15 protein-coding genes and 1 pseudogene are annotated in these 21,674 nt (G+C 58.7%); 6 read left to right on the forward strand and 10 right to left on the reverse strand.

The features are described 5' to 3' along the window. Positions 1-87 precede the first annotated feature (87 nt). Positions 88-885, reverse strand: coding sequence for a hypothetical protein (locus tag HJ536_RS13460; protein WP_177158109.1), 798 nt, complete (start codon positions 883-885; stop codon positions 88-90). Positions 886-934: 49 nt separating this feature from the next. Next, the gene (locus tag HJ536_RS13465) at positions 935-2,008 is read right to left on the reverse strand and encodes a hypothetical protein (protein WP_177158110.1); all 1,074 of its coding nucleotides are present in this window, start codon (positions 2,006-2,008) and stop codon (positions 935-937) included. Between the two features lie 578 nt (positions 2,009-2,586). On the opposite strand from HJ536_RS13465, the gene HJ536_RS13470 reads away from it, so the two are divergent. Then, positions 2,587-5,376, forward strand: coding sequence for a bifunctional aconitate hydratase 2/2-methylisocitrate dehydratase (locus HJ536_RS13470; protein ID WP_177158111.1), 2,790 nt, complete (start codon positions 2,587-2,589; stop codon positions 5,374-5,376). An 876-nt stretch (positions 5,377-6,252) separates the two neighbouring features. Continuing rightward, positions 6,253-7,283 (forward strand): annotated as a pseudogene (locus HJ536_RS13475) (IS256 family transposase). Between the two features lie 482 nt (positions 7,284-7,765). Here HJ536_RS13475 and HJ536_RS13480 read toward each other — a convergent pair. The 6 genes from HJ536_RS13480 to HJ536_RS13505 form a co-directional block, all read right to left on the reverse strand. After that, positions 7,766-8,608, reverse strand: a complete 843-nt coding sequence (locus HJ536_RS13480) for a type 1 periplasmic-binding domain-containing protein (RefSeq protein WP_177158112.1) — start codon at positions 8,606-8,608, stop codon at positions 7,766-7,768. A 232-nt stretch (positions 8,609-8,840) separates the two neighbouring features. Further along, positions 8,841-9,128 (reverse strand): beta-propeller fold lactonase family protein, encoded by a 288-nt coding sequence (locus tag HJ536_RS13485; protein WP_177158113.1) that lies wholly within the window; start codon positions 9,126-9,128, stop codon positions 8,841-8,843. 714 nt (positions 9,129-9,842) lie between these two features. Further along, positions 9,843-11,204 (reverse strand): calcium-binding protein, encoded by a 1,362-nt coding sequence (locus HJ536_RS13490; protein ID WP_177158114.1) that lies wholly within the window; start codon positions 11,202-11,204, stop codon positions 9,843-9,845. A 25-nt stretch (positions 11,205-11,229) separates the two neighbouring features. Further along, the gene (locus HJ536_RS13495; protein ID WP_177158115.1) at positions 11,230-11,877 is read right to left on the reverse strand and encodes a calcium-binding protein; all 648 of its coding nucleotides are present in this window, start codon (positions 11,875-11,877) and stop codon (positions 11,230-11,232) included. Next, complete coding sequence (locus HJ536_RS13500) at positions 11,849-12,370, reverse strand: hypothetical protein (RefSeq protein ID WP_177158116.1); 522 nt, start codon at positions 12,368-12,370, stop codon at positions 11,849-11,851. Before HJ536_RS13500 ends, HJ536_RS13495 begins: the two co-directional genes overlap by 29 nt. 54 nt (positions 12,371-12,424) lie before the next feature. Beyond that, entirely contained in the window at positions 12,425-13,981 is a 1,557-nt protein-coding gene (locus HJ536_RS13505; RefSeq protein WP_177158117.1) for a calcium-binding protein, read from the reverse strand. 374 nt (positions 13,982-14,355) lie between these two features. Between HJ536_RS13505 and HJ536_RS13510 the strand changes: the two genes are divergently transcribed. Beyond that, the gene (locus tag HJ536_RS13510; RefSeq protein ID WP_177158118.1) at positions 14,356-17,202 is read left to right on the forward strand and encodes a calcium-binding protein; all 2,847 of its coding nucleotides are present in this window, start codon (positions 14,356-14,358) and stop codon (positions 17,200-17,202) included. A 53-nt stretch (positions 17,203-17,255) separates the two neighbouring features. Here the strand turns inward: HJ536_RS13510 and HJ536_RS13515 are convergent, their stop codons facing one another. Both HJ536_RS13515 and HJ536_RS13520 read right to left on the reverse strand, forming a co-directional pair. Beyond that, positions 17,256-18,284, reverse strand: coding sequence for a LacI family DNA-binding transcriptional regulator (locus tag HJ536_RS13515; RefSeq protein ID WP_177158119.1), 1,029 nt, complete (start codon positions 18,282-18,284; stop codon positions 17,256-17,258). A gap of 102 nt (positions 18,285-18,386) precedes the next feature. Further along, positions 18,387-18,584 (reverse strand): hypothetical protein, encoded by a 198-nt coding sequence (locus HJ536_RS13520; RefSeq protein ID WP_177158120.1) that lies wholly within the window; start codon positions 18,582-18,584, stop codon positions 18,387-18,389. Positions 18,585-18,671: 87 nt separating this feature from the next. On the opposite strand from HJ536_RS13520, the gene HJ536_RS13525 reads away from it, so the two are divergent. From HJ536_RS13525 to HJ536_RS13535, 3 genes are all read left to right on the forward strand, one after another. Further along, positions 18,672-19,640, forward strand: a complete 969-nt coding sequence (locus tag HJ536_RS13525; protein ID WP_177158121.1) for a substrate-binding domain-containing protein — start codon at positions 18,672-18,674, stop codon at positions 19,638-19,640. Between the two features lie 103 nt (positions 19,641-19,743). Beyond that, on the forward strand, positions 19,744-20,772 hold the full coding sequence (locus HJ536_RS13530; RefSeq protein ID WP_177158122.1) for an ABC transporter permease: 1,029 nt from the start codon (positions 19,744-19,746) through the stop codon (positions 20,770-20,772). A gap of 8 nt (positions 20,773-20,780) precedes the next feature. Then, complete coding sequence (locus HJ536_RS13535; protein WP_177158123.1) at positions 20,781-21,599, forward strand: ATP-binding cassette domain-containing protein; 819 nt, start codon at positions 20,781-20,783, stop codon at positions 21,597-21,599. Positions 21,600-21,674: the final 75 nt, after the last annotated feature.

Consider the following 21,674-nt stretch of genomic DNA (forward strand, 5'->3'; position numbering starts at 1 on the left):
AGCCTGCATTGCGCGGGGACGCTCATTCGGTCAGCACACGCCAAAACAAAATTGGGGACGAGGAGTGGGCTCGCCCCCGGGAAACAGTCACTCTTTACTCAGGTAAAGCAAGCCGCTGGCCTCAACGGCGCCTTTGGTGCAGGGGGTGACGACCACCTCCCATGGGAAGCTTCGGGAATTGCGGGTCAGTTCGGGGATGGTCCAGCATTGGCCGTCTGGGCTGCTGACGGTGCCGTCATTTCCGTATTTGGACCATTTCCAGCGTTTGCTCTGGCTGTTGCAGCGCTCGATGACCAGTTGGGCAGGTTTGCCCATGCCCGGCGCCTCGAGGCCAAAGCAGAGCTCGGGGTGTTTATCGACCCCGATTGCCCCATTGGAACCGACCGAGAAGATATAGTCATCTGGGTTGGGGCAATTGCGCAGAGCGGGCGTGGCACCGGGGGCAAGGGGGCCTTCGACGCCGATGCAGCTTTGGCTCGCGCCGCCATAGCCGGGGGTGAGGGAATAGCCGGCAGGTTGCTGCGCCATCAGGGCCTTGGTTTTGGCGGCCGAGTAGGCGGTCGCGCAAATCCGTGTGCCGGGGGCGGTCCAGCAGGCCCCTTCGCGGCGCAAGGTGCCCAAGGGCGCGCCGCCGTGGCTGACCCCTTTGCCGCCGTTCCAGGATGCAAGGGCGGTGTTCTTGCCCTCGACCGCGACGTCCGCGAAATAGTCTTCGTTCTGGATGCGGAACGAGCCGCCTTGGCTGGCGAAGAACTGGCACTGACCTTTGATATAGGTGCTGCCTCGCACGGTCAGTTCGCAGTCAACCGGCTTGCCGCCCGCATGGGCCGCAGCCGCCGACATCAGGCCCGCCACAACGGCCAGAGAAAATACAAGTTTGATCATCTGAAAAATCCAAAGGTTCGGGCCGCCAAGTCGCTGGCGGCCCTTGCGCTTAGCGCGCTGCGCAAACGGTGGCGCGGGCGTTCGACCAGCAGCCGTTCTTACCCAAGCGGAACCCTTCGCCAAGCGGGGCTTGGGCGTGGGTCGCGCCCCTTTCGGCGTTCCAGTGGCCACCGGCAGTCCCGTCACCAAAGGGGCTGATCTCTGCAAAGAAGTCGCCCAAGTAGTTCTCGCGGTCGGTGTTGATCCAGAAGGTGCCATCGGTGTCCATCCAGATCGGACAGTTGGCGGGCATGTTCACATATTGCACACCGTCCACGATCAGCTTGCAGCTGCCATAGATCACCTTGGGGCCTTTGGATGCGGCGGGGGCGGGCTTGGGTTTCGGAGCGCCCATGCCCGCACATTGCAGCATCTGGTCGATGGCTGCGGACGATCCGCTCAGGGTGTAGCGCAGAACGGGGTTGTCAAAGCCAAGGTCGATCTGGTTGCCAGATTTCATGGCCTGAATCAGGGGCATGTCCACATAGCTGAAGATGGTATCGGATTCAGAGTCCCAGCTGAGCGGGAATTGCTGTCCGTTGACCGACACGAAGGTCGTTGCCCCGATGCCACCTGTGTAGCTTGAAATTAAGCGGATTTTCCCGTCCCAAAGCTCCAATCGCAGGAGGTTGCCGAAAAATTCGGGTTTGGAGTTGTCCCAGAGTTCAGCTTCGCAAATGCCACGTCCGCCCGAAAACTGCCATCTGCCCTGCGGAGCTGCGTAGGCCGGAGCCGGGGCGGGGGGCGGCGCGACAGTTTGCAAGGGCGAGGGTTCGAACCAGTCGCCGGTACACTGGATGACCAGATCGCGCACGTGATCGGCGGCACCGGCCACGCTGTCGCGCGGGTTTCTCAGGCACCAGTCGTAGTGCATCTGGTACACGTCGTGGACACCGCGATCCCAGTCCAGACAGCGCGGGTTCATCTGGATGGCTTGGGTGACCGTACGGCGCAGATAGCCTGCGTATTGGTCACAGAACGCGGGATCGGTGGTGTTGCTCTGGGCTTGGGCGGCCTGAGCCCCGAGGAAAACAGAAACAGTGCCTAGGCAGGCAAACACAATATTCTTTACGCTAATGCGCATCACATAGGCCCTTCTGAAATGGGACATGGAAAATGCCATGCCTCCGCCGGTGCTCCGGACTTCGGGAAATTCTATAGTTACCAATCGCGCGCTGACCTGTGCCATATCGGGCTGAGTGCAATGCGCATGACCCCAGCCGAACAGGGCGCAGGGCGTCTGTCCAGTACGGTCTTTCGCAATATCGTGATGATACAAGTGACCCAGCGTCAGATGAGCAATTCCGCATCACCCAACTGGGGGAGGGTGCCCGTTCTGGCGGCACTCAGGCCGTCCCGCATCGCCGGATCTTCTTTCCTTGAGTCCATGCACAGTCGCGACTCTGCTCCGGCGAGAAAACGGGCAGGGCGTGCCAAGGCCCCGTTTTGCGGCGCGACATATCGACCATTGGCCCGTTTCGAGGCGAAATCTGCGGGTTTTTCTCGACTCCGGGCCTGCTGGGACATATTGCCGTTACCGAGCCTCTTGCCTCAAAAACGCACTTGGTATACATCCGCATACAATCAGCTTGCCGCCGCTCGCCAAATTGTTCTTGCCGCTCGGCTTTCAAGCTGCCCCACCACTGAACCGCAGGGATCGCCATGAGCTTGTACACTGCCTATCTTGAAGAAATCGAAACCCGCAAAGGCGAAGGCCTGCACCCCAAGCCGATCGATGACGGCGCGCTGGTCGCCGAACTGATCGCGCAGATCGAGGACGCAGGCAACGAGCACCGCGCAGACTCGCTGAACTTCTTCATCTACAACACCCTGCCCGGCACCACGAGCGCCGCAGGCGTCAAGGCTGCTTTCCTCAAGAAGATCATTCTGGGTGAAGCCGTTGTTGCAGAAATCTGCCCCGAATTCGCGTTCGAGCAGCTGTCGCACATGAAGGGCGGCCCCTCGATCGAAGTTCTGCTGGACCTGTCGCTGGGTGCGGACGCAGACATCGCGGCCCAAGCTGCCGACGTTCTGAAGACCCAGGTTTTCCTGTACGAAGCTGACATGGACCGTCTGGCCGCTGCCTACAAAGATGGCAACGCGATCGCCAAGGACATTCTGGAAAGCTACGCGAAGGCCGAATTCTTCACCAAGCTTCCCGAAGTTGAAGAAGAAGTCAAAGTCGTGACCTACATCGCCGCCGAAGGCGATATCTCGACCGACCTTCTGTCGCCCGGCAACCAGGCGCACTCGCGTTCGGACCGCGAACTGCACGGCAAGTGCATGATCAGCCCCGAAGCGCAGAAAGAAATTCAGGACCTGCAGGCGCAGCACCCTGACAAGCGCGTCATGCTGATCGCTGAAAAAGGCACCATGGGTGTGGGCTCGTCGCGTATGTCGGGCGTGAACAACGTGGCGCTGTGGACCGGTAAAAAAGCCAGCCCCTATGTTCCCTTCGTGAACATCGCGCCCGTTGTGGCAGGCACCAACGGCATTTCGCCGATCTTCCTGACCACTGTTGGCGTGACCGGCGGCATCGGTCTGGACCTGAAGAACTGGGTCAAGAAAACCGACGAAGACGGCAAAGTCATCCTGAACAACGATGGCAACCCCGTGCTGGAGCAGAAGTACTCGGTCGCGACCGGTACCGTTCTGACCATCAACACCAAAGAGAAAAAGCTGCTGAACGAAGCCGGCGAAGAGCTGGTCAGCGTTGCTTCGGCCTTCACCCCCCAGAAGGTGGAGTTCATGAAGGCGGGCGGTTCCTACGCCATCGTCTTCGGCAAGAAGCTGCAGACGTTCGCGGCCGAGACCCTTGGTGTTGCGGCAACCCCCGTCTTTGCACCTTCGAAAGAAGTCAGCATCGAAGGTCAGGGCCTGACCGCTGTTGAGAAAATCTTCAACGCAAACGCTGTTGGCGTCGAAAAGGGCAAAGTCCTGCACGCAGGCTCGGACGTCCGCGTCAAAGTGAACATCGTTGGCTCGCAGGACACCACCGGCCTGATGACCAGCCAAGAGCTGGAAGCCATGGCGGCGACCACCATTTCGCCGAACGTTGACGGCGCGTACCAGTCGGGCTGCCACACTGCATCGGTTTGGGACAAGAAGGCTCAGGCCAACATCCCCCGTCTGATGAAGTTCATGAACGACTTCGGTCTGATCACCGCGCGCGACCCCAAGGGCGAATACCACGCGATGACCGACGTGATCCACAAAGTGCTGAACGACATCACCGTCAGCGACTGGGACATCATCATCGGCGGCGACAGCCACACCCGTATGTCCAAAGGCGTTGCCTTCGGTGCGGACTCGGGCACTGTTGCTCTGGCGCTGGCAACCGGCGAAGCCACCATGCCGATCCCTGAATCGGTCAAGGTGACCTTCAAAGGCAAAATGGCCGACCACATGGACTTCCGTGACGTGGTGCACGCAACCCAGGCGCAGATGCTGCAGCAGTGCGGCGACAACGTTTTCCAGGGCCGCATCATCGAAGTGCACATCGGCACCCTGCTGGCGGACCAAGCGTTCACCTTCACCGACTGGACCGCAGAAATGAAGGCGAAAGCCTCGATCTGTATCTCCAACGACGAAACCCTGATCGGTTCGCTGGAACTGGCCAAAGGCCGCATCCAGATCATGATCGACAAGGGCATGGACAACGCGGCTCAGACCCTGCAGGGCCTGATCGACAAAGCAGACGCGCGTATCGCGGAAATCCGTTCGGGTGCGAAGCCCGCGCTGACCCCCGATGACAACGCCAAGTACTTTGCCGAAGTCGTGGTCGATCTGGACCAGATCGTCGAGCCCATGATCGCCGACCCCGATGTCAACAACGCCGATCCGTCGCGTCGTTACACCCACGACACCATCCGCCCCGTGTCCTACTACGGCGCGGAAAAGAAGGTCGATCTGGGCTTTGTGGGCTCGTGCATGGTACACAAGGGCGACATCAAGATCGTCGCTCAGATGCTGAAAAACCTCGAAGAAGCCAACGGCAAGGTCGAGTTCAAGGCACCGCTGGTTGTGGCCGCACCGACCTACAACATCATCGACGAGCTGAAGGCCGAAGGCGACTGGGACATCCTGCAGAAGTACTCGGGCTTCGAGTTCAACGATCTGGCGCCCAAGAACACCGCTCGCACCGAGTACGAGAACATCCTGTATCTCGAGCGTCCCGGCTGTAACCTCTGCATGGGCAACCAGGAAAAGGCAGAAAAGGGTGACACCGTTCTGGCGACCTCGACCCGCCTGTTCCAGGGCCGCGTCGTAGAAGACAGCGCCGAGAAGAAGGGTGAATCGCTGCTGGCCTCGACCCCCGTGGTCGTCCTGTCGGCCATTCTGGGCCGTACCCCCAGCACCGAGGAATACAAAGCCGCCGTCAAAGGCATCAACCTGACCAAGTTCGCACCGCCGCTTCAGGCCCCAGCGACCGCGCGTTCGGTTCACTTCTGATCGCCTGACCGGTTAACGAAATGAATTGGCCGCCCCGAGAGATCAGGGCGGCCTTTTTTGTGGTCACAGGATGAAGTGCAGATTTGGATAGGTCTTTTTAATCCAAGCGGTTATGGACTTTCGTCAGTCTCGTTTCGAATATCTCCTTATGCGCGTGGTGAGCCAAGCATTAGCGCGTTGTTGTGTCGAAGCGCCGCCAAGCAGAGAATTCCGTACCGCGATCAAAGGTGATAGAAAGGCGCACACCGGCAGGTAAGGGCGCCAGCAGACAATCCGCGTCTATGACGAAGGCCACGCATACCGTGCCCAAACGAGTGGACACAAAGGTAAAGTCCGACGCCCAAAGCTGGTTGGGACTGTCCGCCAAGAACTGACGGTTTACCTTGTCGACCGCTCAATTTTACAGCGAGCAATGTCTTTACTATCTCGCCGCAAAACATGCCGGATATTTCCCGCGCTTCAGAGCTTGTAGTTCTCCTTCCGGAGCGATTCGATCTTAAATCATTAAGGATGCGTTGGACTTTGCTCGGACCGCGGCCCGGGATGGGTCACGAAAAAATAGCGCGTCGTTCATATTACGTGGTCGGAGCAATCTACAGAATTTCAAACATCGGCTCGGCCCCGAAAAATCCACGATGTTCTTGAATAAAAGCGTTACAGGCCGAACCTTGCGAAACGGGCGCTCAACTTCCCGCTGCCCGGCAGGCCAAGGTGACGTCCACGGACGTGGTGTAGCTTCAGGTGGCGAGACCCAATCTGATCCAAGGACGACACCCGCCTCTCGGGACCATGCTGCGCATGGCCCTGCCGGCCATTGTATGACCAACCCGTGATGAACTTCGCTCACTTGTCGAACATAGTGGCGATGCAGATTTACTGCGCGAGATGATTGGCTTTGCAGCCGAACGGCTGATGGAGCTGGAGGTTGGCGCCAAGACTGGTCCAGACTACGGCGAGAAGAGCAGCGAGAGGCTGGCCCAACGCAATCACTGCCCGGCAGGCGCATCCGCAGGATGCTGCCGAGAGGGGGCGGTACCGCTATCTCCAAGAGCCAGGTCAGCCGCCTGTGCTAAGAGATTGATGACCGTGTCGACACCATTCTGACGCGGCCGATCGAAGGCGAGTGGCCTTACCTTTGGATCGACGCAACATATCTCAAGGCGCGTCAGGGCGGGCGCATCATCAGCGTCGCCGTCACCATCGCGGTGGGGGTGAACACCGATGGCCGCCGTGAAGTTTTGGGAATGTCTATCGGGGCTTCCGAGGCGGAACCCTTCTGGACCGAGTTTCTGCGCGATCTTGTGCGGCGTGGCCTGACCGGTGTCCAATTGGTCATTTCCGATGCTCATGAGGGCATCAAGGCGGCCACCGCCCGCGTTCTGGCGACAACATGGCTACGCTGCCGGGTCCATTGCCATCGCAATGCCCTAGCCCATGCGGGCAAGAGCAGTCGGCGGGTGGTCGCGGTCTTCATTGCAACGGCCTTCGCTCAGCCAGATCATGCTGCCGCAAAAGCGCAGTGGCGTCAGGTGGCGGATCAGATGCGTCCGAAACTGCCAAAGCTGGCGACCCTCATGGACGGCGCCGAGGAGGATGTGCTGGCCTACATGACCTTTCCCCAGCAGCATCGAACGAAGCTGCACTCCACCAACCCGATTGAGCGCCTAAACGGCGAGATCAAGCGCCGCCCGGACGTGGTCAGGATCTTTCCGAATGAGGCTTCGATCCGCCGCCTCGTCGGCGCAATCCTGATGGAACAGACCGAAGAATGGACCGTGCAGCGCGGCCGCTATCTGACACTGGAAACGTTGGCACCGATCTGCGTGGTTCAGGGAATCGATCCCCCAGATCGATTTCTAATCCTAAGCACTGTCATCGTCAGCTTGCCTGTAGCGCAGCGCGACTGATCAGCTCGGCCCGCCAGTGAGCACGAGGCCCGCACTGAGCTACACCATTTCCTAGGACATCATCCAAGCCAATGTCTGCTTTCGCCGAAAATGAGCCATGGAAAAATACGCTGATGCCTACTTCAGGATTTCATGGGCTAGATACAACTCGCGGACATCCCGTTCCAATTCTTTGATCCGGGCTACTTTGCTTTCTAAGTTCCATAACAGACCATTTTCTGAGCGTTTTTCCCTTCGGTAAAGTTGGGGTGGTTCAACGATCACTCATTCCCAATACGCAAAAGCAACCTTAACCTCAGCTGAGCATCCACACATGGGTCATTGCACAACGCCACACAACTAGCTCAGTTGCATTGAAATTCCGGCCGATCACTTCCCAGAGTGTCGAGTGTGTTTGTCTGATGCTCAAACCCGTCCAGCGGGGCTACCGCAATGACTGCTTCTGATGTGGCGAGCGCGAGCGGCATGCGCAGTTGACCGCTTCAGTCCCGGAAATTCATTGGAGCGCCCTTGGAACCGTCCAGCCGCAACCGATCAGACACCAAGTAGCTGCGCAGGGCAGTGGGGTCGGTGTGACCGGATTTCGCGGCCCCTAAAATCAGTGATTTTACTCCAATCCAGACATTCCAATCCGCTGCGGTAATCTTCCTTCCGTAGGTCCGATCAAATCTTGAGGACACTTGCGTGGCGCCATCCCGCTCTAGCGCCCAATGCCAAGAGGTCGGACTTAAACCGACCGATCCGATCACGGGACGGGGATCTTGGGTGGCGTAGGGAATGTACCGTCCGAACTCGCCGCGTGTGTCCGCAACGAAAATCACTTCGTATCGCGCATTACCGGTCAGTAGTCGGATATTGTTCTCTTGTCGCCGTGCGGGGTTGCGATCCAACGTAAATGTACGCCGTGCTGTGATCTGGAGACCCATGCGCTCAGCCGAGGTGGTAAAGGCATCTGCCCAAAGGATATCTCCGGGATGCTCTCCCTCTAGGATCAGGGCGCGGGGCCAATTCATGAACCGCAGGTATTGGGTCAATGTGTCGGCCTGCATACGCAAAGAGGGAACGCTCTGCAGCAGTTGGGGAAAGCATGCGTGCCGCAAGTCGTCAGGGGGAGCCGTGGCGTTGACATGAAGCGCGCGATCACTGACCGCCTCGGCCAGTGTTGCGACCTGCGGGGCGGGCAAGTCCAGGACGATCAGGTGTGTGCCCGCGTCAATCATCATCTCTGCCGTTCGAAGTAACGCAGCCGCAGACGTCCGCCTTGCGTCGAGCGTCACCGGAATCCCGAGCGTGTCGGTCACGGTCGCCAGATCCGTCATCGCCATTTGCGCTGCTTCGATCGTCTCGGTCGCAGGCGGGGCGACCAGTCGCGCGTAGCCCCAATCTTGAGTATAGCGCCCGTCGTTATCAAGGCCCAGAAAGCCGATCCTTAAATCGCCAGCCTAGCAGGGCAGGGGGACCAAGAAAATCAGCAGACACAGGGTGCGGATCAATGATCGACCCTCACGGAATGGGGCGTGCGGCCAACGGGAATGGACCGTAGGGGCCGCAGGTTATTCATATCGATAATTGTAATGTCGTCGGACAGGCCGTTCGCAACGCAGGCCAGCGTTTCGTCTGGGACAACTCCACGCCCCATGCACGACTTCCGACAAGAACATAGGCGCGCACGTCTCGGATGGCCACATCCACTACTGCCACATGGTTGGCGCGTCCCAAAGAGATCAGCGCTGTCGCGCCATCGGTGGTCAGGGCCATGCCCACGGGCGTAACATCCACAGGCCGAAAACCGGGTGGCAAGAATGACAGCACCTCTTTGACTTCGCAGGTACGGGCGTCGATCACATGAACCTCGGAGGAGAGCTCGTCCGATCCCCACAGTTCCGCGCCGTTGGGGGTTACGATGAACCGGCGAGGGCGTGTGCCGACAAAATTAACCCATAATCAATGTTATGACAAATTATGGAAAAGAAGCTTTGAGAACCGCTTCGATATCCTGTTCAACTTTTTTTAAAGAACCAATCTCTTCGATCGTAATACAACACAAGCGCGTTATCTCCGGCTTTAAAATCCAATTCTCTCAACCCTTTCGGCTGCTTTAGACACAACATCGCGTCTCTCAGCGCACGCCCATCCAATATATCATTCAGCCGCCGCAGGCTTGCTGGATCAAGGGCCTTTGCGACGTGAGGTAAAAGCACAGCCTTAGCGGAGCCGCCATCAATGCCGCAGACCGAGGCAAGCACATGGCTCAGAGCCGTTAAGCAGCCTCGCCTGACTGGCCGAGTTTGAAGTCAGCAAATTGTTAGCCGTCGATCCAATGGAGCAACGGCCTCGGGCGCTTGGGACAGTTAGCCCAATGGGCTAAGCGGGCGCTTCGTGTTATAGTATTTACTCAAATTCTCAATGAGGACCTTGGATTTCTCGAACGTATAGAGGACTTCGTCGTTCAGGATTTCAATGCGCATTCGGGCGCCAAAACTGCTCGCCGCAGCCATCCCTTCACGGCCTGCGCAAACCCCGACACGGTTGTATCTGCGCGAGAGCCTGTGACGCGGGTTAATGCAGGATCACGTCGTGCAGGCCCTCATAGGTCATGCCGCGCAGTTCCAGAATGTTGCCTTTGCCAAAGTCCAAGATCAGATCGTCCCCGTCTTGGTGGGCATATTGGGCCAGATCACGTGGTCTCTCGACGTTATACCAGTAGGCCTCTGTCAGACGTAGCTTATCCTCGGCGCTGAAATCGGTGATCACGTCGTGGCCCACACTGTAGCGGAATTCATCGGCCCCGCTGCCGCCGGTTAACTGGTCGTCACCGGCATCTCCTACCAGAATGTCCGCGCCCTTGCCGCCTCGGATGATGTCGTTGTCCTGGCCGCCAAAGAGCGTGTCATTGCCGCCATCGCCCGACAGGGTGTCCGATCCGTTGGAGCCCCAGATCTTGTCGGCTCCGCCCCCACCAAACACAAGGTCATCGCCCCAGACAACGTCGATCTTGTCCAGCCCGCCATTGCCATAAACGGTGTCATTCCCGAACACATCGGAGATAAAGTCGTTACCTCCGCCGCCCTTTATCAGATCGTGTCCGGCCCCACCGGCCAGACTGTCACTTCCTGATCCACCAAGGATTTTGTCGTTCCCGTCATCGCCGGCCAGATTGTCCCTGCCGCCACCGCCATTGATCGTGTCGTTGCCTTTGCCGCCGCGTATATCATCGTTGCCGGCCTCGCCGAACAGCAGGTCATCGCCGGCATTGCCATTAATTGCGTCGTTGCCGTCTTTCCCGTGAATGGTGTCACGCGCGCCTTGGCCCGTCAGATAGTCATTTTCAGCGGTGCCTCTGATCAGGTCGCCTTGGGCGGTCGGGTCCTGAATTTGCGTGGCATAGACGAAGTCGCCAATATCCCCGAGCGCGATATAAGATCCGGTGGCCGGCAGATACGGAGAATAAACCCCCAGAAATTCGTCGTATTCCTGAACCTGGTAAAAGCCGTCCAAGGAATTGGTCAGGGCTGGGTTATACTCGGTCAGGTCAATCAGTACCGTGCTCCGATAGCCTTCGGGCGCCCCGATATCGACCTCGAATTCCAGATAGATTGCCTCGAGATCAAAGATATAACCGTTAGTCCATTCGACCGTCGCCAGCGCCATCGGGTCGTGGGAGAGGTCCTGCTGAACGCTATTGATGACGAGATTTTCAAAGAAATCGCCGGTGCTGACAGAGGCAGGCAGGCCCAGATCCGCATGGGTGGCTAGAAATCCAAAATCCAGCAGGCCAGCCGTGGATCTGTTCGGCACAAAGGTAAGGGCCTCAACGCGATCTGGCAGCGTAACCGTAGCCGCGTAGCTTTCATAGGCGATCAAGCTGCCCGAAAGGTCCCATGTGCCGACAAACAAGTTGAAATTGTATTCCCAAATCATTCTGATTTCTCTTTGAAATTGGCGGCTATTGAAGCAACGCGTCGTTAAGGCCGCTAAAGGTCATATTCCTGAATTCCAGAACGTCGCCATCGCCAAAGTCGAAGACCAGCGTTTTTCCGTCCTGATAGGAGTAGCCGTACAAGGCCGATAGGGGGATCTGGTCCATGTCGGCGAACTCCGGTATTTGCAGATGCCATTGATCCTGCGGGCCGAAGTCCCAGATCACGTCATGGCCAGAGGTATAGATAAAGACATCATGCCCCTTGCCGCCGCGCAGATGGTCGTTTCCTGCACCGCCGTTCAAAGCGTCATTGCCGTTGCCGCCGGATAGCGTGTCATTCCCCGCATCGCCGGACAGAAAATCATTGCTGCCCTGCCCCTTGATCCGGTCGCGCCCGTCCCCGCCCCAGATGGTGTCTGCGCCTTTGCCGCCGAATGCGCGGTCGTTCCCTTGGTTCAGGATGATCTCGTCACGGCCCAGATCACCGTAGGCGCTGTCATTGCCAGCACCCGCAATGATGGTATCGTCGCCAGACCCGCCCCGCAAAAAATCTGTGCCGCCTTGCCCTTCGACCCAGTCGTTCCCGCCGCCGCCATAGACGGAGTTATCGCCCGCGTCCCCCGCTAGCCAGTCCTCTCCGGCGTCACCGCGCAACGTAGTCGATGCTGCCATCGGTGAAGTCCACGGGATCTACTGCCAGAATGTTCAGGTCATAAACCCAAGGCAAATCACCGCTCAGGGCAATCATGGCGGTATGGCGATTACCGTCGTCAATTTGCGGAGTGTATTCGAATTCCAGCACTTTGGTGTGGCCGAATGTGCCATCCCCGAAGTCGATGGACAAATCCGCCATGTAAAGAGGCCCCACGATCGTGATCTCTTGGCCGCCCGGATGCCCCCACCTTGATCCATCACCGCCGACTTTCGGGTCCATGAAGAAAAGGTCTGATAGAACCTCGTAAGCACCCGCACTGGCGGAATACTGCGATAAAATCCCGATGTCCGGATAGCTTGACGTCTCGGAAGTGGCGGGTGCGGGGGAAACAGATATCGTCACGGGCTCGGCATCGGGGTGCACCGTCATTTTGGTGTAACCGCCGCCGACATTATTTCCGTACTTGTCCCAACTGCCCAGAGTGACCTCGAAAGTGGTGTAGTAATACATGATGCGCACCCCCCGCGGGACAATCGTAAAACAGGAAAACCAGGAAACGGGTCGCTACTCGGCCCAAGACAGTTCAAGATTGGGCATGGCTCTGATGTCGTCGATCGAGGTGTCCAGCAGCACCAACGTATGATCGCCCTGAGCGGGTGTGCCGTCGCTGTTGCGGGCGTAGAAAACAAAAACCAGATCGTCCTCGACCTCGACGGCATATCGCAGAAGGGTGCGCACGGATTTGGCTGGCGAATACAGGAACAAATCCTGCGCCAGAACCAGTGTATCGTTCGCTTTCAGATCAACGATGACGTCCTGTCCGCCTGTATAAACAAAGACATCCGCGCCCTTGCCGCCGATCAGGGTGTCATTGCCCGCGTAAAGGTTCCATTCATCATAGTCGGCGCGGTCGCGATGCTCTCCGATCAGGATATCGTTGCCCGATCCGCCCAACAGGATGTCGTCGCCCTTGCCGCCGTACAGCTTGTCATTGCCTGATCCGCCCTTGAGCGTGTCATGCCCGTCCCCCGCCGACAGGGTGTCGCGCCCGGTCCCGCCGGTCAGGGTGTCCCGACCTGTGCCACCCTGAAGAATGTCGTTCCCGCTGTTGCCGAACAGATTGAGAGCCCCGTCTTCACCAGAAAGGATATCATTGCCCGAGCCGCCTTTGGCCAAGCCGCTAACCTTCAGGGACAGAACGTCATTGCCAGCCTGACCGTACATCGTGTCCGCAAATCCGGCGCTGATCAGGGTATCGTTCCCTTTGCCGCCGTTAAAGTAATTGCGCCCTTCGCCGCCGTGCAGATAGTCATCCCCGTCCGCACCATAGAGGCTGTCATAGTCATCGCCCCCCAGCAAACGGTCATTCCCTGCGCCGCCATAGAGTTCGTCCCGACCCGCGGAACCGGCCAGGGTGTCATCGCCTGCGTCGCCATAAATGTCGTCATCCCCGGAACGGCCATCAAGGGTGTCGTTCCCCTCCAGCCCCCGCATTTCATCGGCTTCGGAGGAGCCTTTATGCGCATCATCTCCGACGGTTCCGGTATAAGTTCCGTATTGGAGGAGAACGGTCGGAATATCGATGTTATAAAATGACCACGTGCCCCAATTCCCGCCGAGAATTTCCGGACTTAGGATCAGATTGGGAAACTGGCCAATGGGGTCGGCCGAGGCCAGCAGAGCATCAAAATCGCCACTGCTGTCGAGCACCAGAAACGCCGTGTGAACAAGACCATCGTCTGTTCCGGTGGAATATGTAAATTCCAGCGCCTTTGCCCACGTGTAGTCAGGCTCGTTCGTTCCCACCGAGAAGAGGTTCATTGCGATAGAGCGGAAATCCTGCTCGATATCGTCGATGACGTAGGTATTTCCCTTGCCGGAAATGCTCACCTGATAGTTGAAATAGTCGCTGTAGCGCTCTGGATCGATTGCCGCCTCCATATCGGCAAACGTCCCGAAGGGCAGATACGTATGATCTGTATTCACCAGTTCTGTGACATCAAGATTTTGCCAACCGGTAGACTTGGTGCCGACGGTCAGGATTGCTTCACCGCTTTCGATGAAATTGCCCGATTGGTCGAACGTTTTGGTAATCAGGCGGTAATCGGTAAAGTAACGCATTTTGAAAATTTCCAATTTCACCCAAACGCGGGTCAATCTACGATACGATCCCTACTTTTGGTTAATGTGCAATGAGGATTCTTCATACCTTCGACTAATGGAAATGCGGCGGCTGGGGGCGTGGCCTCCAAGCAGGGTTGTCGCCGAGATAACCGCGCCGACGTTGCTGTTTCAGCTTTCGCGCACCCTGGAAATGAGTTCGATCTGCGACAATCGCATCAGGGTAGAGAAACTGCGGCCTTAAGCCCGAAATAGATACCAAAGATATCATTTGGTAAGCTTAAATGACATGACTGCGGCCAGACTTATGGATAATTCTGCCACAATTAGAGTCAAGAACGCACGCACGTGTGTGTTAGTTAACGAGAGCGATCATGGTATCATCTTTAACGAGTATTAACGGTTCGGACGTCAACGAAACGCTTAACGGTAGCGCTGGGGATGATCTTATCTCCACGACCTATGCCAACCCGACGATCTACGCGGGCGAAGGCAATGACACCGTTTCTGCGTCGGTCAACAGTGATACCGCCTCCTCGATCTATATCGAAGGTGGTGATGGCAATGATCAGTTGAGTGCCACGCAGATTCAGGTTTTCACACCCGTCTTGATGCCCATGCCCGGCTTCGACCCGCTCGACCCGTTGGGCGGTGTTGGCGGTCCCGGTATGATGCTAGTTCCCAAGCCTGCGATAACACCGTCTGATGTCACAATAATCGGCGGCGCAGGCGAGGACACTATCGCCGTCAAGTCATTCAACTACGGTACGCTGTCCATCGAGGCGGGCGACGATAATGACACCGTCTATATCTCTGGCGTCACGGTGGATGCCTCGGTCGATCTGGGGACCGGCGATGATACCGTGACCCTGACGGGTGCGACGGCGACCTCGATCACCTCAGGTGCGGGCAGTGACACCATTGTTCTGGACAGCTGGGGTCTGATCCCCTCGCAAACGCCGGTGGTTACCGATTTCACCGCAGGGACCGGCGGCGATGTGCTCGATTTTAGCCACATCATCACCTATTTGCAGGCGGACTACGGCCTTGCAGTCGATGGCAACCCCTACGAAGACGGGTTTATCACGGCCGAGCAGGATGGCGCGGACGTGGTGTTCTATCTGGATGCGGATGCCAGCGGCACCGGCTATTCGGCGACGAAGCTGATCACCCTGCAGGGCGTTACACTGACCAAGCTGACCACCGCGAACTTTGCGGATGGTCTGGGGAACTATGCAGTCGCGAACGCAGCGCCCGAAGTCGGTACCGAGATCAAAGACATCGAGGTTGCCGAGGACACCGCAATCAATGTGACCCTCGACAAAGGCATCTTTACCGATGCCGACAACGATCCGCTGACCCTGAAGCTGACCCTCGAGGATGGGACCGCCGCCCCCGCGTGGCTGTCCTATAGCGCCGCTACCCATGCGATCGTGGGCACTCCGCCTGCGAACTTCACCGGCACTCTCAGCCTCAAGCTGACAGCTTCGGATGCCGCCGAGAGCGCAAGCCAGACTTTCGACCTGACGGTAACCAACGTGAATGACACCCCCACCGGCGGCGTGACCATCCGTGGCACCGCGATCGAGGATGGCACGCTCACCGCCGATGTCTCTGCTCTGAAGGATGCAGACGGTCTGGGGACCCTCTCCTACAGCTGGCTGCGGGACGGCGTTGCAATCAGCGGCGCGACGGCCGCGACCTATACCCTTGGGGATGCGGATGTGGGCGCGGCGATCAAGGTGCAGGTCACCTACACCGACGGGCATGGTGCGCGCGAGGCTGTCACCAGCGCGGCCACGAGCACAGTCACCAACGTGAACGATGCCCCCACGGGCGGCATTTCGATCAATGGCACCTTCAAGGAAAACGCGACCCTGACCATGGATATGTCCGTGCTCAAGGATGCGGATGGTCTGGGGAAATCCTATACTCTTCAGTGGTTTGCGAATGACGTCGCGATCTCTGGTGCTACGGCAGCGGCCTATACCCTGACGCGTCAGGATGTTGGTAAAACGCTGAGCGTGAAAATGATCTACATGGATCAGCACGGCACGCTGGAAACAGTCGTTGGCACCTCGACCGAGGTCGTGATCAGCGCGAACCACGCGCCCGAAGGCGAAGTTGTTATCACCGGAACGGCCTCGGTCGGGAATGTTTTGACCGCGGACACCACTGACCTGTCGGATGCCGACGGTTTGGGCACACTCAGCTATGTATGGCTGCGAAATGATCAGGTGATCGAGGGGGAAAAAGGCGCGACCTTTACTCTGACTGAATCTGACAGTGCGGCAGAGATCAAAGTGCAGGTCAGCTATGTCGATGACCAAGGCACTTCCGAAACCGTCACCAGCGCAGCGACCGAGGTTGAACTCTACACCCCTAAGCCGCCGCTTCCTGAAGAGCCGACCGATCCGGTCGTGCCACAGCCTTCGTCACCGACCTTCAGCCTGACCTTTGGTGCTGACACACTGCGGTCCGGCGCAGGCAACGACAGCGTTTTTGCTGGCGCTGGGTCGGATACCGTTTTCGGCGGGTTTGGCAATGACACCATCCGTGGGGGCCTCGGCAATGACCTCGTCCAAGGGAACAGAGGCGGCGACCTTCTGTACGGCGGCCACGGTGGTGACACTTTGCTCGCCGGCCAAGGGGACGACAAAGTGTTCGGGGGGCTCGGGAATGACACCGTCTTGGGCGGCTTCGGAGATGACACAGTCCGCGGCGGTACAGGGAATGACTTCGTGTCTGGTGGCGCCGGTCTGGACACGATCTGGGGTGGTGGTGGCGCAGATACCATCAACGGGGGTCGCCATGCCGATATAATGCATGGTGGCGATGACGCCGATATGATGTTCGGAAACCTTGGCGATGACACCATTTACGGTGCAGATGGTGCCGATACCATAGTCGGGGGGGGCGGGAATGACCTCCTTGCTGGGGGAGAAGGTGCTGACACTTTCCTCTTCTCGCGCCTTGGTGCTGGGGAAGACACCGTTTTCGATTTCACCGCCGACGACACGCTTGTGTTCTCGGGAACTTGGCAGACGTCCGGATACGTCAGCGAAGCGGCCTTCCTTGAGCGGTATGCCCACGAGGCTTATGGCGGCGTGATCATCGAACTGGAGCGCGGAAATTCTGTATTCCTCAGTGGACTGAGCAGCGTTTCCGACTTGGCCGGACATGTACTGCTCTCAGAGAGTTCGGACGACATCTTCGGATGAAACAGGGGGCGGCTTTCGAGCCGCCCTTTTTCTTTTTCGGGTCCGGTAAGGGTTCAAACATTCTCCGACGTATGAATCTCGACCGAGATATTGACCCGTTGCGCCCCGGCCTCTGGCCCTGCCTTTTTCGCTTTGACCAAGGTTTCAATGATCTCTTGGGCAAAGAGGTCAATCGGATAGGACAGGGTCATCGTGATCAGCCCGTCGATCAGGCCGTTGCGGGTGGCCTCGAACAGTTCATAGGCGACGCAGACGAAATCCTTGTCCAGTTTGCGTTCACGCAGGGCGGCCAGCGCGCCGGTGATGCCCCCGCCGGACACGAACAGGCCGCACATATCGGGATGCTCGGCGAACAGCTTTTCGGTCATCTCGCGGGCAACGGCGGCGGATTCAAAGGTTGATAACGGCTCCAGCAAGGTAAATGCCGCGTCGTGTTCGCGCAGATAGGACCGGAAACCACTCTCGTTGATTTCCTGGTTCCGGTAGCGGTGGTTCCCGACCAGAATGCCGATCTTGCCCGGCTTGCGGCAGGTCTTGTGAAAGGCCCACGCGGCCATGCGACCCTTCTTCCAGTTGTCGTGGCCCACATAGCCGACATTCCCCCGTGCGGATAAAGGCCCGATCAGCGCGCAGCACGGAACACCCCTGTCCAAGGCCGTCGTGATTGCGTCTGAGACCAGCGGATGCTCGGCCGCGACGACCCCGAGGGAGTGGTTCCGCTCTGCCAAGGCGGCGAATCTGCGGGCCACGTTGTCGGGGGACAGGTCGTCCAGATACTCCAGATCCAGCTCGATATTGGCACTCGGAAATTGCCCGGCGGCGCGGATCAGGGCGTTCCCGAGGTCGCGGTAGAACACCCGATGCCCCTGTTGCAGAAGCACCCCGAGACGGTGCGTTTCGCGCTGTTGCATGATCGAATTCTGGATCGTGCCAAGGCCGTAAAACCCAATCTCTTCAGCCGCTTGCAGGACGGTGTCACGAGTGACCGCTTTGACCGCGGCGGCGTTATTGATCACCCTGTTCACGGTCGAAACAGAGACCCCAGCGGCCTGCGCCAGATCGCGAATGGTTGGTCGTGACATCTTTGAACTCCGCTGTGTCATTGTGTCTCAATTTTGAATGCTTTTGGCACGCTTTGAGACGAAATGCGTCGATCCATTCTAGGGCAGTTGATTGGCTTTGTGTCAATCTGGCAGGTTCATCACACCGCAGAGGCCAAGGTGCTCTGCCACATCGACGAGTTTGGGAGGCTTGGTCGCATGTCCAGTGTCGTGATTGAAATGGTGCACCGCAGCGACCGTCTGCAGCCAACCGGACATCCGGTGCCGAAGGTCACGACCTAGGGCCAAGCCCACCCAATTCCCGCGAAAAAGCAAAATCATCCGCCTGCACCCCCAGAGGAGAAGGGTTGCAGGGCAACGGATCCTATTGCCGGTCCGCCGGCCGAACATCTCTGGGAGGAGAACGAAATGAAATTGACCAACACCCTCAAGGCGACCGCCGCAGCCGCAGTTCTGGCCCTGTCCAGCGCCCCCGCATTCGCGGCCGACATCGCTGTGATCGCAGGCTCGATCGAGGACGGTTTCTTCAACCTGATCAAAAAGGGCGTCGATGATGCGACCCTCGTGGTTCAGGCGAACGGCGGCAGCGTGAACTACCTGCGCACCCAGAACTACGACAACTTCGGCCCCGATCTGGTGGCGCTGATCAACCAAGCCGTTGCGCAGGGCGTTGACGGCATCGCGATCCCCGTCTGGGTCCCCGAAGCGCAGGTTCCCGCGCTGCAGGCCGCAGCCGACAAAGGCATCACCATCATGATGTACAACTCGGGCCAGAACGTGAAAGAAGACGTCCACGGCGTGAACTACTTTGGTTCGGATGAGTTCGTGGCGGGTCAGGCAGGCGGCGCCTACATGGCGAAAAACGGCGCCAAGAAGATCCTGTGCCACATCCAGATCCCGGGCGCGATCAACCTCGAGACCCGCTGTGAAGGCGTGAAAGACGGCGCAGAGGCCAACGGTGCCGAAGTGACCATCCTGCGCGTTCCCGCCAACCTTGATGGCGACATCACCGGCACCGCCGAAGCGATCAAGTCCGAACTGGTGGGCGACCAGTCCATCGACGCGGTGATCACTCTGGCTGCTTGGGCGTCGGATGCGGCGACCAACGCTGTGGCACAGATCAATGCTGTGGACCGCGTCAAGGTCGGCACCTTTGACATGAACCCCGCCGTTCTGGACCGCATCAAAGCGGGCACCCAGACCATGGCGATCGACCAGCAGCCTTACCTGCAGGGTTTCCTCGCAACCTCGATGCTGGCAGCGCATCTGGACTTCGGCACCGAACTGGCGACCGACCCCGTGCTGACCGGCCCTGCGATTGTTGATGCCTCGAACGTGGATACCGCGATCGAAGGCGTGAAGCTTGGCGCGCGTTAATCCGCGACGATCCTGAACACAACGCCCGGTCGGACCCTCCGGCCGGGCTCATTGTCCGGACAGGACGTGCCTGCCTCTGACGCGGGCCAACAAGAGGTTAACCATGAGTTCTGACATCAACCCCGCATCGTCCGGTATCAGCGGCGCCCTGACTGGTCTGTTCCGTCGCCCCGAAGTGGGTGCATTTATGGGAATGGTTCTGGTCTTTGCTTTCTTTTCCTATTTCGGGGCAGACCGTAATTTTCTGACGCCTTTCGGCACATCCAGCTGGGTGAACGCCGCTTCGACCATTGGCATTATCGCCATTCCGATCGGGTTCCTGATGATCGCAGGCGAGCTGGACATCTCTATCGGCGCGGTTGTTCCCGCGGCCAAGATGACCATGGCCATTGTTTGCGGATTTTACGGACAGTCCATTTTCGTTGGCCTTCTGGCCACCTTTGCCATCGCAGGCATGATCGGCTGGATCAACGGCACCATCGTTGTCCGCACCAAGGTGCCTTCGCTGATCGTCACGCTGGCCACGCTGTTTTCTGTCAGCGGCCTGACTCTGTTCCTGTCGCTGATGCTGACGGACACCACCAGCCAGGCGCTGACCTCGCCCGATTGGGCCAAGGCGCTGTTCGGCAGCTACCATTTCTGGGGTTTCCAGTCCTCGGTGTTCTGGTGGCTGGGTCTGAGCGCGGTGCTCTACTATGTGCTGCACCTGTCCCCTTGGGGGAACTGGATCTTCGCGCTGGGGGGCGACAAAGAAAGCGCCCGCAACGCAGGTATCCCCATCGACCGTCTGAAAATCGGCCTGTTCATGCTGGCTTCGATGGCGGCGGCTCTGTCGGGCGTGTGTGAAACCGTTCTGTCGAACTCGGCGACCACCACCACCAACTTTGCGCTGATCTTCAACACCATCATCGCGGTGGTTGTGGGCGGCGTGCTGCTGACCGGCGGCTTTGGCACCGTGGCGGGCGTGTTCTTTGGCACTGCGACGCTGGCGATTGTCCAGCAGGGCATCGGCTACACCCCTTTTGACCGCAACCTGTCGTCCCTGATCATCGGGGTCATGCTGCTGATCGCGGTTCTGATGAATGACAGCTTCCGCATCATGGCAACCAACTGGTCTAGCAAGAAAAAGTAGGTCCGGTCATGAGCAAAGCAGTTCTGGAACTACGGAACGTTAACAAATCCTTTGGTCCGATCGACGTATTGCACGACATTTCCCTAAAGGTCCGCGCTGGCGAGGTGCTGTGCCTTCTGGGGGACAACGGCGCCGGGAAATCGACCCTGATCAAGACCTTGGCCGGTGTGCATAAGCCGACCTCGGGGCAGATGCTGATGGATGGCGAACCCGTCACGTTCGAGCGTCCCCGCGACGCAGCCGACCGCGGCATCGCCACCGTGCACCAGTTCGGCGGGACCTTTCCGCTGATGAGCGTGGGCCGCAGCTTCTTTGTCGGGATGGAGCCGACCAAAGGCATCGGCCCGTTCAAGGTCTTTGACCGCGACAAGGCCAACGCCGTTGCTGTGCGCGCCGTGCAGGAATTCGGGATCACCCGTATCACCGACGGCGACCGCCTGATCGGCGGCCTGTCGGGCGGCGAGCGTCAGTCACTGGCCATCGCACGGGCCCTGCATTTCGGCGCGCGGGTGCTGATCCTCGATGAACCCACTGCGGCGCTGGGGGTCAAGCAGGCCAGTCACGTTCTGCGCGTGGTGATGGAGGCCCGCAAGCGCGGCATCGCTGTGATCTTCATCACCCATCAGGTGACACATGCGATGGCGGTCGGTGACCACTTTGCGGTTCTGATCCGCGGGGCCTTGGCCGCCGAGTTCGCTCGGGGCGAGAAATCCCGCGAGGAGATCACCGACCTGATGGCGGGCGGAGAGGCGCTCGCCAATCTTGGGGCCGACGTCGAGGCTTATATGGCCAGCCACGCCGGACACCCGCCGCCGCCACAGCATTAACCCTCCCCAGAAGCCGGACCCCCATCTTCCTGGTCCGGCACATCCCGGTGGGCCCTGATCCGTCAGGGCCCACTA

Origin of the sequence: Donghicola mangrovi (assembly GCF_013377535.1) — a bacterium.
In the GTDB taxonomy this organism is placed as follows: Bacteria; Pseudomonadota; Alphaproteobacteria; order Rhodobacterales; family Rhodobacteraceae; genus Donghicola; species Donghicola mangrovi.